Here is a 15,051-nt window from a genome sequence, read left to right as displayed (position 1 = left end):
TCGGTGGTCGGTTGAGGGTCTCTGGAAATTGCGGCGAAACCCTTTGTTCACCGGGAGTTTGGTCGTAGTGTCGGTGGAGTCGAGCACGGGGTGGAGGTGATTCCGATGGCGAAGAAGTCCAAGAAGTCGAAGAAGGACAAGAAGGGCAAGAAGAAGTAAGTCCTGCCCGGACGGTGGCCCGGGTCGAGAACCGCTCGACCCGGCACGCCGCGCCCCTCACGCGGCCCCGCCGTTGACGAAGACCGTCTGGCCGTTGACCCAGCGGGCCGGCCCGGCGAGGCCCGACACCACCTCGGCGATGTCGTCGGGCGTGCCGAGCCGCTCCATCGGGTTGAGCTTCGAAATCCGGTCGATCGTCGCGGCGTCCTTGCCGTCGAGGAACAGATCCGTCGCAGTCGGGCCCGGCGCCACCGCGTTGACCGTCACGTCCCGGCCCCGCAACTCGCGCGCCAGCACCAGCGTCAACGCCTCCACCGCGGCCTTGCTCGCCGCATACGCCGCATACGTCGGCGACAGCAGCCGCGTCTGCGACGTCGAGAAGTTCACCAGCGCCCCGCCCGGCCGCAGCCGCCGGGCCGCCTCCCGCGACACCACGAACGTGCCGCGGATGTTCGTGCGGTGCATCCGGTCCAGCGCGTCGAGATCCAGCTCCGCGACCGGGCCCAGGACCATCACCCCCGCCGCGTTGACGAGCACGTCCACCCCGCCGAACTCCCGCTCGGCCAGGTCGAACAGCGCCGCCACCGCCGCCTCGTCGGCCACGTCCGCCCGCGCCGCGACCGCCCGGCCGCCCGCCGCCTCGTCGGCCACGTCCGCCCGCGCCGCGACCGCCCGGCCGCCCGCCGCCTCGATCGCCGCCACGGCCGCACGCGCCTCCGCGTCGCTGCGCCCGTATCCCACGACGACCGCCTGACCGTCGCGCCCCAGCCGCTGCGCGACGGCGCGCCCGATCCCTCGTGAACCCCCGGTCACCACAGCCACTCTGCTCACCACGACACACCTCTGTTTCCATCGTTACCGCCTAGTGTGGTAGCGACGATACCGCTATCGTTGCGGGCATGCCACCGTCGACCCGGGACCGCATCGTCGCCGCCGCCGACGCGCTGCTGCGCGAGGGCGGCCGCGAGGCGGTCTCGACCCGGGCGGTCAGCGCCGCCGCCGGGGTGCAGGCACCCGCCATCTACCGCATCTTCGGCGACAAGCAGGGGCTGCTCGACGCGGTCGCCAGCCACGGCTTCGCGACGTACCTGGCCGGCAAGAGCGCCCTGCCGCACACCGGCGACCCGGTCGAGGACCTGCGCGCCGGGTGGGACCTGCACGTCGGCTTCGGCGTGGCCAACCCGGCCTGCTACGGCCTCATCTACGGCGAGCCGCGCCCCGGCGCCGACCCGCCCGCGGCCGTCGCCGCCGCCGAGATCCTCGCCGGCCAGGTTCGCCGCGTCGCCGAGGCCGGCCGGCTGCGCGTCACCGAGGAGCGCGCCGCGCACCTCATCCACGCCGCCGGCTGCGGCATGACTCTCACCCTCATCGCGCTGCCGCCCGAGCGCCGCGACCGGCAACTGCCGGCCCTCGCCCGCGAAGCGGTCATCGCCGCCGTCACCACCGACACCGCCCCGGACCGCCGCGCCGGCGCGGTGGCGGGCGCCGTCGCCGTCCGCGCCGCGCTACCGTCCGCCGCCGGCTTCACACCCGCCGAGCGGGCCCTGATGACGGAGTGGCTCGATCGGTTTACAACTGAGCGGTGACCACACTCGACGGATACTTCGGCGCGGTCGTCGAACGGCTCCAACGCGTCTTCCGCGGGCGGCTGACCGGGGTGTACCCGGCGGGTTCGCTCGCCTTCGACGCGTACCAGCCCGGCCGCAGCGACGTCGACCTCCTCGCCGTCGCCGAGCGCCCCACCCCCGCCGACATCGAGGCCGTCGTCGCCGCCCTGCACCACGACGCCCTGCCGTGCCCGGCGACCGGCCTCGAGTTCGTCCTCTACGACCGTGCCACCCTGGCCCGCCTCAGCGTCGAGGCCGGCTTCGCGCTCAACCTCAACACCGGCGCCGAACTGCCGTACAAGGCCGAGACCGGCCCCGGCGACGGGCTCACGTTCTGGTACCCGATCGACCGCGACATGGTCCGCCAGCAGCGCCGCGCCCTCATCGGCCCGCCGTTTCCCGGCCTCGTCACCCGCGTGCGCTCCCGCGTCCTGCTCCCCGTCGTCGCCGAGTCGGTCGCCGCCCACCTCGCCGCCCTCGGCGACCACGGCGACAACGCGGTGCTCAACGCCTGCCGGGCGCTGCGGTACCACGCCGAGCGCGCCTGGTTCCCCAAGCGTGTCGCCGCCGCGTGGGCCGCCGACCACCTCCCGGCCGAGGCGCCGGTCATCCACGCGGCGCTGGACAGCCACGCCGCGGGCCGGGCGGCCGGCCGCGGCGTCGACCGCACCGCGGCGACGGACTTCCTGACCAAGGTGCACACGATCCTCACCCGCGAGGGCTCGGGGTCTGTTTCATAGATGTGCGGCGCCAGGTTGCGCTTGGGCCACATGGCCGTATGGTGATGGTGTTCGTCGCACCACGGACACCGCCGTCCCGTCCCCGCACCTTCCAGATGCGGGTCCGCGGCGGCCGCAGCGCAGCCCCACCCGTCGGGCTGGGGCCGGCGTGCTCGGCGAACTACCGGAACGACGAGGCGCACACGCCGGACGTTCGTAGCTCAAGTACCAACCACGAGCTATGCGCTGTGCCTTAGGGTTTCCGGATGCATGTTGCCGACAGTCACGACCTCATCCAGGTGCACGGGGCCCGCGAGAACAACCTGAAGAACGTGAGCGTCGAGATCCCGAAGCGCCGGCTGACGGTGTTCACCGGGGTCTCCGGCTCCGGCAAGAGCTCGCTGGTCTTCGGGACCATCGCCGCGGAGTCGCAGCGGCTCATCAACGAGACGTACAGCGCCTTCGTCCAGGGCTTCATGCCCAGCCTCGCCCGCCCCGACGTCGACCTCCTCGAGGGCCTGACCACGGCGATCATCGTCGACCAGGAGCGGATGGGCGCGAACTCCCGCTCCACCGTCGGCACCGCGACCGACGCCAACGCCATGCTCCGCATCGTCTTCAGCCGCCTCGGCGAGCCCAGCGCCGGCCCCGCGTTCCACTACAGCTTCAACGTTCCCGCCGGTGCCTGCCCGGCCTGCGAGGGCATGGGCACCACCAACGACATCGACCTCGACGAGCTCTTCGACCGCGACAAGTCCCTCGCCGAGGGCGCGATCACCATCCCCGGGTACACCGTCGACGGCTGGCTCGTGCGCGTCTTCTCCGCCTCCGGGTTCGTCGACCCCGACAAGCCGATCCGCGACTACTCCGAGCAGGAGCTGCAAGACTTCCTCTACAAGGAGCCGGTCAAGGTCAAGGTCGAGAACATGAACCTGACGTACGAGGGCCTGGTCCCGCGCGTGCAGAAGTCCTTCCTGCAGAAGGACAGGGATGCGCTGCAGCCGCACCTGCGCGCGTTCGTCGACCGGGCCGTCACGTTCAAGTCCTGCTCCGAGTGCGGCGGCACGCGGCTCAACCAGGCGGCGCTGGCCTCGCGCATCGGCGGCATCAACATCGCCGACGCGTGCGCGATGCAGATCAGCGACCTCGCCGAGTGGGTCCGCGGGGTCGAGGACCGCTCGGTCGCGCCGCTGCTGGGCACCCTGCAGCGCACCCTGGACTCGTTCGTCGAGATCGGCCTGGGATACCTGTCGCTGGACCGCCCGAGCGGCACCCTCTCCGGCGGCGAGGCGCAGCGCACCAAGATGATCCGCCACCTGGGCTCCAGTCTCACGGACGTGTCGTACATCTTCGACGAGCCGACGGTGGGCCTGCACCCGCACGACATCCAGCGCATGAACGGCCTGTTGCAGCGCCTGCGCGACAAGGGCAACACGGTCCTCGTCGTCGAGCACAAGCCGGAGACGATCGCGATCGCCGACCACGTCGTCGACCTCGGCCCGGGCGCGGGCGGCGCCGGCGGGACGGTCTGCTTCGAGGGCACCGTGGAGGGCCTGCGCCGAAGCGGCACCCTGACCGGCCGCCACCTCGACTACCGGGCCGGCCTCAAGACCGCCCTGCGCAAGCCCACCGGCGCGCTGGAGATCCGGGGCGCCACCCGGCACAACCTGCGCGACGTCGACGTGGACATCCCATTGGGCGTACTCGTGGTGGTCACCGGCGTCGCGGGCTCCGGCAAGAGCTCCCTCATCCACGGCTCGATCCCCAAGGGCGCCGGCGTGGTGTCCGTGGACCAGGGGGCGATCCGGGGTTCGCGGCGCTCGAACCCGGCCACGTACACCGGCCTGCTCGACCCGATCCGCACCGCGTTCGCCAAGGCCAACAAGGTCAAGCCGGCGCTGTTCAGCGCGAACTCGGCCGGTGCCTGCCCGAACTGCAACGGCAACGGCGTCATCTACACCGACCTGGCGATGATGGCCGGCGTGGCGACGACCTGCGAGGAGTGCGAGGGCAAGCGATTCGGAGCCACGGTGCTGGAGTACCGCCTCAACGGCCGCAACATCGCCGAGGTCCTGTCGATGCCGGTGACGGAGGCCCACGAGTTCTTCGGCGATGGCAAGTCGCGCATCCCGGCCGCCCACGCGATCCTGTCGCGCCTGTCCGACGTGGGCCTGGGGTACCTGAGCCTGGGCCAGCCGCTGACCACCCTGTCCGGTGGCGAGCGCCAGCGCCTGAAGCTGGCCATCCACATGGCGGAGAAGGGCGGCGTCTACGTGCTGGACGAGCCGACGACGGGCCTGCACCTGGCGGACGTGGAGCAGCTGCTGGGCCTGCTGGACCGCCTGGTCGACGCGGGCAAGTCCGTCATCGTGATCGAACACCACCTGGCGGTGATGGCCAACGCCGACTGGATCATCGACATCGGTCCGGGCGCGGGCCACGACGGCGGCACGGTGGTCTTCGAGGGCACCCCGGCCGACCTGGTCAGCTCCCGCTCGACGCTGACCGGCCGCCACCTCGCCGACTACGTGGCCGCGGGTTAGCCGTCGGGAGGCATCGGGGCGGTTCGGTGTGGGCGAACAGGCGGGTCGCAGCAGGACTACTGTTGCTCCGCATGACCCACGTCGAGATCGAGATCACCGCGGAGCTGGTCCGGGCTCTGGTCCGCGACCAGCATCCCGATCTCGCCGATCGCCCGGTCCGGCTGGGGGCGCGTGGATGGGACAACCAGCTGTGGCGGCTCGGTGAGAACCTGGCCGTCCGGCTGCCCTGGGCGACCGGGTCCGCGGACGCGCTGCTGGTCAAGGAGCACTCCTGGCTGCCCACGCTTGCCCCGCGCCTTCCCCTGCCGATCCCCGTCCCGCAGCGATTCGGCGAGCCCTCCGAACGGTTCCCGCGGCCCTGGCTCATCACCACCTGGGTCCCGGGCACACCCGCCGACCGGACCCCCGTCACGCGTGCTGCAGCCGCGGCCGAATCCCTGGCCACGTTCCTGACGGCCCTGCACCAACCCGCCCCCGCCGACGCGCCCGCCGGGCGGGACCGTGGCGGGCCACTGGCCGAGCGGGCCGAGGGATTCGCCAACGCGCTCACCTCCGCCACCGAGCGGGGGCTGATCGACGACCCGGACGCCGTCCGCGCCGTCTGGCACGACGCGGTCACCGCGCCGCAATGGACGGGCCCGGCGCTCTGGCTCCACGCCGACCTGCACCCGGCCAACGTCCTCACCGCCGAGGGCACCTTCTGTGGCGTGATCGACTTCGGCGACCTCTGCGCGGGCGACCCGGCCTGCGACCTCGCCGCCGTGTGGCTCCTGCTACCGGACGACACCACCGACCAGTTCTACGCGGCCTACCAGCCGACCCCGGACACCGCCACCAAGCGCCGAGCCCGGGGCTGGGCGATGGCACGCGCCCTCGGCGGCATCCTCATCGGCGACGCCGGCGTCCACGGCCACCCCGGCGGCAAGCCCACCTGGGGCCCGCCCGCCCACGCCGCCCTGCGACGCCTCATCGCCACAATCCGCTGACCCGGCGATCGCCGCCGCGCCGGGGCCGGCGTCGTCAGTTGCCCTCGGTCAGCCGGTGGCGGAACTCGGCCAGTGCCGACTGCACAACGCCGTTGAGCCGATGCAGCTCGTCCTGGGTCGGCTCGCGCTGCAGGTGTACGTCGATCTTGAAGTCGTTGTCGGCGATCCCCACCCGCAGGTCGGCGAGCAGGTCCGGCGGCAGCTTGCTGAGCACGAACTCGCGGAACGCCGTCGCGATCGTCTCCGGCATGTCGCCGCAGCCGCAGGTCCGGCCCTCCAGCACCGCGCCGAGATGGCTGCGGCCGACGATCGCGTCCGGGTGGACCGGGTCGAGGACGGCCAGACCGCCCTCGATTACTGTGCGTGCCTCGCCGAGCCGGTTCTGGTGCTGCAGGAACAGCCCGAGTGCGATCCGGCCCCGGCCGAGCATCTCGGGGTCGGCGCCGGTTGCCGCCATCCGCACTGCCTCGGCCAGCCGCGCCTCGGCCTCGTCGATCCGCCCGGCCTCCTGCAGGGCGAGGCCCCAGTTGCGCAGCGTCTGGCTGATCGGCTCGGGCCGGCCGAGGCGCACCGCCCGCTCGTGCGCCGCCGCATACGCGCGCAGACCCTCCTCCGTCTCGCCGGCGTCGCCGAGCGCGAGGGCCAGGCCCTGCGCCACGTGGAGGGCGTCGACGGCCCGGCCCTGCCGGTCGTGAGCGGCCAGCACCCGCCGGATGGCGTCGACCCGCTCCGCCCGCCCGGCCTCGTCGCCGATGTTTCGGTTGAGGTTGGCCAGGTCGGAAAGGACCTTCAGGGTGGCGAAGTGGTCCGGGCCGAGCCGCATCTGCAGGCCCGCGGCCAGCTCGCGCAGCAGGATTCGGTACAGCAGCGGCTCCCCGGACTCCATGCGCCCGCAGACGGCGAGCACGAGCTGCTCAAGGACGTTCTCGGGCAGCCAGTCGATGCCGGGGAAGGTCTCGTCGCCGGACCCGCAGGCGCGTACGATCTCGGCCCGCAGCGCCAGCGCGGCCCCGACCCGCTCGTGCCGGTTGTGGTGCAGGTTGGCGACCATCTCCTCGACGACCGGCCGGGCCTGTGCCAGATCGCCGCGCTGCAGCAGCAGCTCGGCGAGCGGCTCCAGCCCGAACGCGTAGCCGGCGTGCTCGCGGCCGTAGAACTCCAGCCGCGCCTGCGCACCCGCGCGCAGCTCCTGCTCGGCTTCGTCGAGGCGCCCGGCCAGGCGCAGCGCCATGCCGAGGTTGCTGCGGTACGTCAGGTGGTCCTTGTGCAGGCCCGGGTAGTCGTGCGGCGACACCGAGACCGCCGCCCGGAAGCACTCGATGGCGCGGCCCATCTGCTCGGCGTTGAACAGCACATTGCCAAGGTCGCACTGGGCGGAGGCCCACTGCGGCGAACCGGCGCCGTGCCGCGCGGTGACGGCGTCGAGCTCGCGCACCATGAGCGCCTCGGCCTCGACGATGCGCCCCTGCAGGATCAACGAGCGCGCGGCGTCGAACGGGGTGGGGGTGTCGATCACGGGCGGAAGTGTAGTGGCGGCAGGTCAGCAGATCCGCACCAGCAGGACATCGCCGTCGGCGAGGCGCTCGAGGTTGTCGTGCAGCAACCGCAAGGAGTCCAGGCCCGCGCCGGAGTGAGCACGGTGTACTCGCCGGCGCTGTCGAAGGTGATGCCCCGTTCCTCCAGGTACGTCAGCGTGGACAGCATGCAGTACCCCGACCGGTCGACCTCGAACAGGCCCGGAGCCGGACGCCTCGAAGATGCGCCCGTTGGTGAAGCCGGCGGCCTCGGTCGTGACGAGTCTCCCAGCGGTCGCAGCGCGCGCTTCGGTGCGCGCGGACGTGACCTAGCATTAATGCCATGCCCGACCGGCCCGCAGAAACGTACTTCCTGATGGGGGCCGCAGTCGCCGGCCTGACGCATGCCGGGTTCAGTCTTTACTGGGCACTTGGCGGCCGCTGGCTGTTGCCGACGGTCGGCCAGTGGGCGGTGAACGGTGCGCGGGACGCACCAGTGGCGGCCGGCCTGCTGCTGGTCGCCGTCGCCGCGGTGAAGTGCGCGGTCGTGGCCATTCCGTTGACGGTCAGCCGAAGGCCGTTGCGCCGCCCGGGCGTGTGGCGGGCGTTCGCGTGGCTGGCGGCCGTCGTGCTCACCGGATACGGGGCGTTGAACTCCGTCGTGGCCTGGCTCGTGCTGGGGGGTGTGCTGCGACCGGAGGGCGGCTTCGACCGGCAGGCGATGATCGGCCACGCGTATCTGTGGGATCCGCTGTTCCTCGTGTGGGGCGTGCTTCTCGGCGCCGGCCTGCTCATCGGTACCAGCGACCGGCGAAAGCGCACGGTCGCCGCAGCAGCCGGCTGATGGAACGGACCATGCAGCGGTCAGCGCTTTCGGTGGGCTGAACGAGGGTCCGTGGCCGGGACGGGAACGCTCACGCGGCGGCGAGGGATCCGTGCCGGGGCCCGGCCCGCGCGGCGGTGTGGCGTTGCCGGCCGGGACCGTGGCGGGACGCGGAGGCGCTCGACAGTCGCGGCGAGCACCGTCATCTGGGCGGTCAGCAGCGTGAGCTGCTCAACGAGGTGGCGGACGGCGTCGTCCACGGGCGTGGCCGGCTGCGCCGTCGGCTCGGGCGGTGCGAGCGGGACGGGTAGCGGGTGGAACGCGTCCGCCGGGCCGGGCTCCCAGTCGTCGAGATCGAAGTTGGGATCGAGGCCGCGGTCGGTGTCGTCGTCCGGGGGCCTCATTCTCGCCTCGATCGCCTCCGGCTCGTGCATCTCCTCGATGATCCGCAGGTACAACTCGTCGGGGTTGGGCAGGTCCTTGATGGTTCGCCCGGGGTTGCTAGTCTAGCAGCGGGACGCTGACCAACTTGGCGAGCTGCCCGTAGGCGGCGACGCTGAACTCGTGCATCGGCTCCTCGTACCAGAGGTAGCCGGAGTCCGCCAACGCTCGTCCGAGGTATACCGCGTCCGGAAGGTCGAAGCCAGTCGATCCGTCGTACATCAGCGGAACCAAGTCGAGGACATGGCTGCGCAATGCCGCGCAGAGGTCCGCATCCGCCCGAGCGTCGCCCCAGGCGTGCAGCTTGATCGCCCGGTAACCGAGTTCGAGGCACTGGGAGGCGACGTCGAGGTATTCGGCCACCGAGTCAAATGTCGAGGTGGACGCATAGGCCCGAATGCTCGTCCGAAAGCCGCCCATGAGCTGCCAAGCCGGAAGCTGTGCAGCGCGACCGGCGAGGTCCCACAAAGCGATGTCCACGATGCCGAAAGGGGCAGCGGCAGCTCTTCGATGCGGTCGATCTCCCACATCTCGTGCCGGCAGTGACGACGTCGCCGATGCGGCGGCCCGCCGCCGCGCGGCCATGCCCGGCCTCGAGCAAGGCCGCGGCCGCAGGCGCCGGCGGGGACGCTGCCGTGTCCGGCGGGGCGAGGTGGCTGACCAGGATCCTGGCGGCGCCTTCTACTGCGGCCGCGGTGCGCACGATCGCCGCGGCGACCGGCGAGGTGGGCGTGCCCGGCGGGTCGATGTCGTGTAGTTGGCTGATCGTGCTCGCGGTCGCGTGTGCGAGTTCGCGGGCGAGGCGGCTGTTGGGGCTGGCGCCGACGAGCAGGAGCTGCTGGTGGAGGCTGCGGTACAGCTGCGTCCTGGCGACGGCGACGTGGACCTGGTCGTCGACGTCGGCGGGCGACGCGGAGCCTATTGCCGCTGTCGCGGTACGCAGTTCGCTGATGGCCTGGTCGAGGAGTTCGCCGTAGCTGGTCACGGCACCGCCGCGGCGGCCTGATCCAGCAGCATCGCCACGGAGACGCTGGTGTCATCGGTCGCTGCTGTCGTCGCGATGCGACGACAACAGCCCGCGGTGCTCGTGAGCAGGTTGCGCAGGGCGGCTGCGAGTGGGTCATTCACCTGCGTAAGAGCCGGAAGGGCCGGATTGAGGGCGGTCGACAATCCGAACTGCGGCTGCAGCTGCGCGGCCGCCGCGCGCAGGTCGATCGTGCAGAAGTCCCACCGGTCGGCACGGTCAGGGTCGATGTCGGCTGCTGCCGTGGCCGTGTCGATGGCCAGTAGCAGCGCCCCGTATACGGCCGTGCTGTTGGCGGTGTGGGCGTCCACCGCGGTACGGGCGTGGGCGAGGGCGGCGATGCGGTCCATGCGGCGCTCCTTCGGTACGGCGGGAACCGGCAGTGTCCGCTCCCGCACCCCACCACGGCGAACCGTCGAGTCACCAAAGTGTGGGACGTACCAGCCACCACCAACGCGGTCTGCGAGTTGGCCGACCACCTGGTCGCCGAACAGGTCGAGCGGGTCGTGGTCGAGTCGACCTCCGACTACTGGCGGGTGTTCTTCTACCTCCTCGAAGCCCGCGGGCTGACGGTGTGGCTGGTCAACGCCAACGACGTCAAACAGGTGTCCGGACGGCCCAAGACCGACAAGCTCGACGCGGTCTGGCTGGCCAAACTCAACGAACGCGGCATGCTGCGACCCTCGTTCGTGCCACCCGCCGAGATCCGGCAGCTGCGCGACTACACCCGGCTGCGCCTGGACCTGACCGCCGACCGTACCCGGCACAAACAGCGCATGGAGAAACTCCTGGAAGACGCGTTGATCAAGCTGTCCACCGTGGCGTTGGACATCTTCGGCGTGTCCGGTCGGGCCATGCTCGAAGAACTCATCGCCGGCAACCGCGACCCGCAGGCCCTCGCCCAGATGGCCCGCGGACAACTCCGCGCCAAACACGCCGCGCTGGTCCAAGCGCTGACCGGCCGCTTCGACGACCACCACGCCCTGCTCGCCCGGATCCTGCTGGACAACGTCGACCGCCTGGACCGCCAGATCGACCAGCTCACCACCACTTTCGACCAGGCGGTCACAGCGATCCCCGCCGCCGGCCGACCCGAAGTCCAGCCACCCACCAGCGGCAACCCGCCCGGCACTGCTGAACCGCTGCCCGCGATCGACCGCCTCGATGAGATCCCCGGCATCGCCCGCCACACCGCGCACACCATCATCGCCGAGATCGGCCTCGACATGCGGGCCTTCCCCACCCCAGGACACCTCGTGTCCTGGGCCAAACTCTCGCCACGCACCATCGTCCGGAGCACGCAAACGCACCGGCAAGACCGGCAAGGGCAACCCCTACCTCAAAGGCGCCCTCGGCCACGCCGCCGCCAGCGCCGCCAAGACCAACACCTTCCTCGGCGAACGCTACCGGCAACTGGTCAAACGCCGCGGCAAACTCAAAGCCCTCGTCGCCGTCGCCCGCTCCATCCTCGTCATCGTCTGGCACCTGCTGACCGACCCCACCGCCCGGTTCCGTGACCTTGGCCCCGACTTCCACACCCGCCGCGTCAACACCGACCGCAAGATCCGAAACCTGATCCACCAACTCGAAGCCCTCGGCCACACCGTCACCCTGCAACCCGCCACCTGACCGAGCCAGCGAACACCACAGCCCGGACCATCGAACAGGGCCCGGGTCGATGCCGCACGCCCCTCACCCGACGTGGTCACGGTAGTTTTTCTGGTCAGCGACCACTGGATCAGGACCGGCCACCGCCCGGCCACGGACGGGCCGAACTGCGCTGCGGCACGCCGGTCAACGCCATTCGAGGAAGACGGCGGTGTCACCCAGGACGGAGAACTCGCCGGTCCGTTCCACCTTCTTCGGTGTGGCGCCCGGCTTGGTCTCGGTGATCCAATACTCGCTTTCGGTCCTGGCCACGCTGAGAAACACGACGTGCCCGCCGTCCGGGGAGATCACCATGCCGATGTTGCTCCGGTTGGTGTCGGGGAGGATGGGTTGCTTCTCCTTGTTCTTCGGGCCGTCGACGGAGACCGCCGCCACGTTCCCACACAGCAGGGTGTTGTTGTCGAGCCAGCCCACGGCCGCCGCGCAGCCGTTGTCCGCGACCTTCGGGGTGGCGTCCGTGAGGGCCGCGGTGCCGGTCGGCACCGCGAAGACGTCGTCGTTGTGGTTGCCCGGCACCCAGCCGGTGTAGCGCTTTCCGTCGGGTGAGACCACGACGTTGTACGCGACCAGGGCGTGGACCGGGTCGCCGACCAGGAACAGCGGAAGGTCGGGCACCTTGCCGGTGCTGCGTTCCGTCAGCTTGTGATCCCCGCCCGTCGATCGGCTGCCGACCTTCCACACGCTGTCGGCGCGGTAGATGAACCAGACGTCCGCCCCGTCCGGGCTGAGGACCGCGCGCTGCTCCATGGGTGTGGAACCGAAACCGGTGTCGGTCGCGGTGAGGTCGGTGAGCTTGCCGCTCCGGTCGACGTAGCCGACGTGGCTGGCGCGACTGTTCTCATCCCGGATGACCACGGCCATCTTCGTGAAGTTCCGGTCGAACAGTGACCGGGCCAGCCCCACGGACGCCGCGTCGCCCTCACCGTCTCGTGTACTCCTGTCCAGCGGTCCCCCCGGGGCGGACGTACACAGCGCGAGCAGACCCGAACGGACCTTCGGTTGGGCATCGGCCTGCTCCTCGGTGGCGACAACACTGGCCGGAACCGGGAACTCCGCTTTCGACTCGTGCTTCCAGGTCTTCGGGTCCCAGCCGTCCACCGACACCAGCCAGCCACCGTTCGCGCCGGCCGAACAGACGGCCGTGACCAGCAGATCCCGGTCCCGGAACTTGGCACCCTGACCGCCGGCGGCCGTTGATCCGCCACCCCCGTCGGCTCCCGGCGCGCCATCGTCATCCGATGAGCCGCAGGCCGCCAGGGCACTCACCAGGAGCGACGCACCCAGGACCGCGAGGACCCGCTTGTAAGTCGGCATACACCATCCATCCGTACCATAGATAGTTACGATAGTCGATTTTAGTGATAGGCCGACATTTTAATCATGACGGTCGACGCTGCGCAGAACCGGTAGCTGCGTAGCCGGAACAGGCCGAAGACGAGGTCGGAGGTGGCCATCTCCGGTTTCGGGGCGGCGTTGAGGTGTGCTACATGGAAACGTGCAGTCCCGGCCCCGCAACCGTTCGCGGTGGGTTGGACACGGGCGCGTCACGGCGCATTTGCCGGGGTTGGGCGCCGGTGTTTCGCCCGGTTACATGCTGTTGCTGGTTGGGGGCCGATGGTGTGCGGCCAGCAGAGACGCCCATGCCATGGCGAGGGCAATTGCGAGAGCGAAGGCGACGTTGGCCGGGCGTGATCCCTGCAGGGTGAAGATCAAGCTCCAGGTGGCGAGGAGGGCCGCGCCGGTCGCGCCACTGAAGGCGGCCCAACCGGTACGGCCGGCCGCGACGAACCGCCGGGCGAAGACGAAACATGCGGCGATGAGCGCGAGAAAGGCGATTCCGGCGACAAGGAGGTGCACCGCTGCGTGCCAGCTCATCGTGGTGGGTGTGCCATTCGGAGTGCCCGGCGGGAAGCCGTCGGCGGGGTCGGCGGAGAAAGCGGACGCGCCCAGCATCCCGGCACCGAAGACGGCGATCAACCGTGGTCCCCACGTACCTCCCGGACCCGCCGCCGGCCCGAGGACTCGGCGCAGCCCGATCGCACACGCCACGAACAGCAGACCGCTGACCGCGAAGTTGGCGATCTGGCTCCATCCTTGGTCGCCGTTGCTCAGCATGCTGGCCGGGTGCCGGCTGATGTCGAATCCGTCTCTGGTGAGCATCTGCAGGACGACCACGACGATGTAGAGCGGTCCGGCGACAATGCCGCAGGTCAGCAGCGTTCTCGTCGACCCGGTGGCCGCCTCGGGCGCTCCGTCGGCGGCGGGGGTGATGTCGTGGGTCATCAGCGGTCGGCGGTGGTCTCGGGGGCGAAGTGCCGCACCGCGAATGCAACGGCCGCGGCGATGTCGTCGTCACTGGTTGCCCAGGCCGCCTGGATCGCGGACCCCCAGGCGTGGCAGCTACGGACGGCGAATTCCTTGCCCTCGGACGTGTCCTGCCAGGTGGCGGGGTTGAACTGCACGCCGTGCAGGAAGAGGTCCAGGCCGAGCAGTGCGAGGTCCCAGCCGCAGCCGATTCCGATCGTGCCGCCGGGACCGTAGGCACGCACGAGCTCGTCGACGACCTGGGCGGGTGAGGCGTGCTCCAGTTCAAAGATGGTGCGGCCGTCGTCCGTAGGCGCCAGGCGCACCTCGACCTCGGTCGGCATGCCCTCGCCGAAGATCCAGGTCACCTTGATCAGACGGGGCTCCTCGCAGCGCAGGATTTCGCCACCGGCGTTGTCCTTGAGCTGAAACGTGCCGCCGACCCGCAGGTCGCCCTCGACCGGGCCCAGCCATCGGCCGAGCCGCTCCCGGTCGGTGCAGGCACTCCAGACGTCCTCGATCCGGGCGTCGTAAACCCGGCGCAGCAGCACTGACCGCCCTTCACCGGTGGTAACAGCCTGATTGCCCAGCTCCCGCTTGGTGGCGTTGATCTGGTTGACGATATCGATCACGTGTCCTCCTCGCTGACGGACTCGGTCCCCTGACCGCGATCCGGTGTCTCGTCGGTGTTTCCACCGTTGTCATGCTGTTCGTGGCGTTCGCGTTTGCCACGGGCGAGTTCGGTCGCCAATGCGTCCAGGCGCTGACTCCAGAACTGCCGGAACCGCTCCAGCCAGATGTCGACCTCCTGCAGAGGCGCCGCCTCCACCGCATACAGGCGCCGCGTACCGTCCGGACGGACGGTGACGAAACCCGACTCCCGCAACACGCGCAGGTGCTGCGACACGGCAGGCGGCGAGATGCCGAACTCGGCCCGGACAACCTCGCTGACCGTGCCGGCGGCCTGCTCCCCGTCGGCGAGCAGCTCCAGTATTCGGCGCCGAACCGGGTCGCCGAGGATGTCGAACGCGTGCACCCGGGAACTATGTCAGTGTCGACTTAATTAAGTCAAGTCTTATATAGGCCAGCGATGCGACTTGGCTTGCCGTCCACCACGCGGACCGGCAGACGAGGCAGTCCCCGTGTGATCCCCTGCGCGAGGATCACACGGGGCCGATCGTTGCCCGCGCCTCGCGGCGTACCTGTGCCGGGGGACCGTGGCTTGACGGTGTTTCCGGCCTGACTCGTCGGGTGTGACGCCCG

15 protein-coding genes and 1 pseudogene are annotated in these 15,051 nt (G+C 70.6%); 6 read left to right on the top strand and 10 right to left on the bottom strand.

The genetic code is table 11. The features are described 5' to 3' along the window. Nucleotides 1-216: 216 nt before the first annotated feature. Nucleotides 217-990 carry an SDR family oxidoreductase gene (locus tag ACQPY0_RS31175; RefSeq protein ID WP_432968292.1) on the bottom strand — a complete coding sequence of 258 codons (774 nt, stop codon included), beginning with the start codon at nucleotides 988-990 and terminating at the stop codon, nucleotides 217-219. Between the two features lie 68 nt (nucleotides 991-1,058). Between ACQPY0_RS31175 and ACQPY0_RS31170 the strand changes: the two genes are divergently transcribed. From ACQPY0_RS31170 to ACQPY0_RS31155, 4 genes are all read left to right on the top strand, one after another. Beyond that, the gene (locus ACQPY0_RS31170) at nucleotides 1,059-1,745 is read left to right on the top strand and encodes a TetR/AcrR family transcriptional regulator (protein WP_432968289.1); all 687 of its coding nucleotides are present in this window, start codon (nucleotides 1,059-1,061) and stop codon (nucleotides 1,743-1,745) included. Then, nucleotides 1,742-2,506, top strand: coding sequence for an aminoglycoside adenylyltransferase domain-containing protein (locus tag ACQPY0_RS31165; protein WP_432968286.1), 765 nt, complete (start codon nucleotides 1,742-1,744; stop codon nucleotides 2,504-2,506). The genes ACQPY0_RS31170 and ACQPY0_RS31165 overlap by 4 nt, the downstream gene beginning before the upstream one ends. A gap of 245 nt (nucleotides 2,507-2,751) precedes the next feature. After that, nucleotides 2,752-5,028 (top strand): ATP-binding cassette domain-containing protein, encoded by a 2,277-nt coding sequence (locus tag ACQPY0_RS31160; protein ID WP_432968283.1) that lies wholly within the window; start codon nucleotides 2,752-2,754, stop codon nucleotides 5,026-5,028. A gap of 71 nt (nucleotides 5,029-5,099) precedes the next feature. Next, on the top strand, nucleotides 5,100-6,014 hold the full coding sequence (locus ACQPY0_RS31155; RefSeq protein WP_432968280.1) for an aminoglycoside phosphotransferase family protein: 915 nt from the start codon (nucleotides 5,100-5,102) through the stop codon (nucleotides 6,012-6,014). A gap of 34 nt (nucleotides 6,015-6,048) precedes the next feature. Here ACQPY0_RS31155 and ACQPY0_RS31150 read toward each other — a convergent pair whose 3' ends face one another. Next, the gene (locus ACQPY0_RS31150; protein ID WP_432968277.1) at nucleotides 6,049-7,530 is read right to left on the bottom strand and encodes a tetratricopeptide repeat protein; all 1,482 of its coding nucleotides are present in this window, start codon (nucleotides 7,528-7,530) and stop codon (nucleotides 6,049-6,051) included. Between the two features lie 341 nt (nucleotides 7,531-7,871). On the opposite strand from ACQPY0_RS31150, the gene ACQPY0_RS31145 reads away from it, so the two are divergent. Then, complete coding sequence (locus ACQPY0_RS31145) at nucleotides 7,872-8,372, top strand: DUF3995 domain-containing protein (RefSeq protein WP_432968274.1); 501 nt, start codon at nucleotides 7,872-7,874, stop codon at nucleotides 8,370-8,372. Nucleotides 8,373-8,734: 362 nt separating this feature from the next. On the opposite strand, the pseudogene ACQPY0_RS31140 reads toward ACQPY0_RS31145, so the two are convergent. The 4 genes and pseudogenes from ACQPY0_RS31140 to ACQPY0_RS31125 all read right to left on the bottom strand — a co-directional run. Further along, a pseudogene (locus ACQPY0_RS31140) lies at nucleotides 8,735-8,842 on the bottom strand (PH domain-containing protein); the annotation flags it as partial. 10 nt (nucleotides 8,843-8,852) lie between these two features. After that, nucleotides 8,853-9,272 (bottom strand): enolase C-terminal domain-like protein, encoded by a 420-nt coding sequence (locus ACQPY0_RS31135; protein ID WP_432968271.1) that lies wholly within the window; start codon nucleotides 9,270-9,272, stop codon nucleotides 8,853-8,855. Beyond that, a complete protein-coding gene (locus ACQPY0_RS31130; RefSeq protein WP_432995910.1) occupies nucleotides 9,160-9,777 on the bottom strand; it encodes a hypothetical protein in 618 nt (205 codons plus the stop codon). The genes ACQPY0_RS31135 and ACQPY0_RS31130 overlap by 113 nt, the downstream gene beginning before the upstream one ends. Beyond that, on the bottom strand, nucleotides 9,774-10,166 hold the full coding sequence (locus ACQPY0_RS31125) for a hypothetical protein (protein WP_432968268.1): 393 nt from the start codon (nucleotides 10,164-10,166) through the stop codon (nucleotides 9,774-9,776). Before ACQPY0_RS31125 ends, ACQPY0_RS31130 begins: the two co-directional genes overlap by 4 nt. On the opposite strand from ACQPY0_RS31125, the gene ACQPY0_RS31120 reads away from it, so the two are divergent. Beyond that, nucleotides 10,116-11,333: an IS110 family transposase gene (locus ACQPY0_RS31120; RefSeq protein WP_432968265.1), complete on the top strand. Its 1,218-nt coding sequence runs from the start codon at nucleotides 10,116-10,118 to the stop codon at nucleotides 11,331-11,333. The genes ACQPY0_RS31125 and ACQPY0_RS31120 overlap by 51 nt on opposite strands. A gap of 277 nt (nucleotides 11,334-11,610) precedes the next feature. Here the strand turns inward: ACQPY0_RS31120 and ACQPY0_RS31115 are convergent, their stop codons facing one another. From ACQPY0_RS31115 to ACQPY0_RS31100, 4 genes are all read right to left on the bottom strand, one after another. Then, nucleotides 11,611-12,798, bottom strand: coding sequence for a hypothetical protein (locus tag ACQPY0_RS31115; protein ID WP_432968262.1), 1,188 nt, complete (start codon nucleotides 12,796-12,798; stop codon nucleotides 11,611-11,613). Between the two features lie 273 nt (nucleotides 12,799-13,071). Next, nucleotides 13,072-13,767: a DUF998 domain-containing protein gene (locus ACQPY0_RS31110; protein ID WP_432968259.1), complete on the bottom strand. Its 696-nt coding sequence runs from the start codon at nucleotides 13,765-13,767 to the stop codon at nucleotides 13,072-13,074. Next, on the bottom strand, nucleotides 13,767-14,420 hold the full coding sequence (locus tag ACQPY0_RS31105) for an SRPBCC domain-containing protein (RefSeq protein WP_432968256.1): 654 nt from the start codon (nucleotides 14,418-14,420) through the stop codon (nucleotides 13,767-13,769). Before ACQPY0_RS31105 ends, ACQPY0_RS31110 begins: the two co-directional genes overlap by 1 nt. Beyond that, entirely contained in the window at nucleotides 14,417-14,824 is a 408-nt protein-coding gene (locus tag ACQPY0_RS31100) for an ArsR/SmtB family transcription factor (protein WP_432968253.1), read from the bottom strand. Before ACQPY0_RS31100 ends, ACQPY0_RS31105 begins: the two co-directional genes overlap by 4 nt. Nucleotides 14,825-15,051 lie beyond the last annotated feature (227 nt).

The organism is Dactylosporangium sp. CA-233914 (assembly GCF_050942935.1).
Taxonomy (GTDB): domain Bacteria; phylum Actinomycetota; class Actinomycetes; order Mycobacteriales; family Micromonosporaceae; genus Dactylosporangium.
This window is presented reverse-complemented; position numbering and strand designations above follow the sequence as displayed.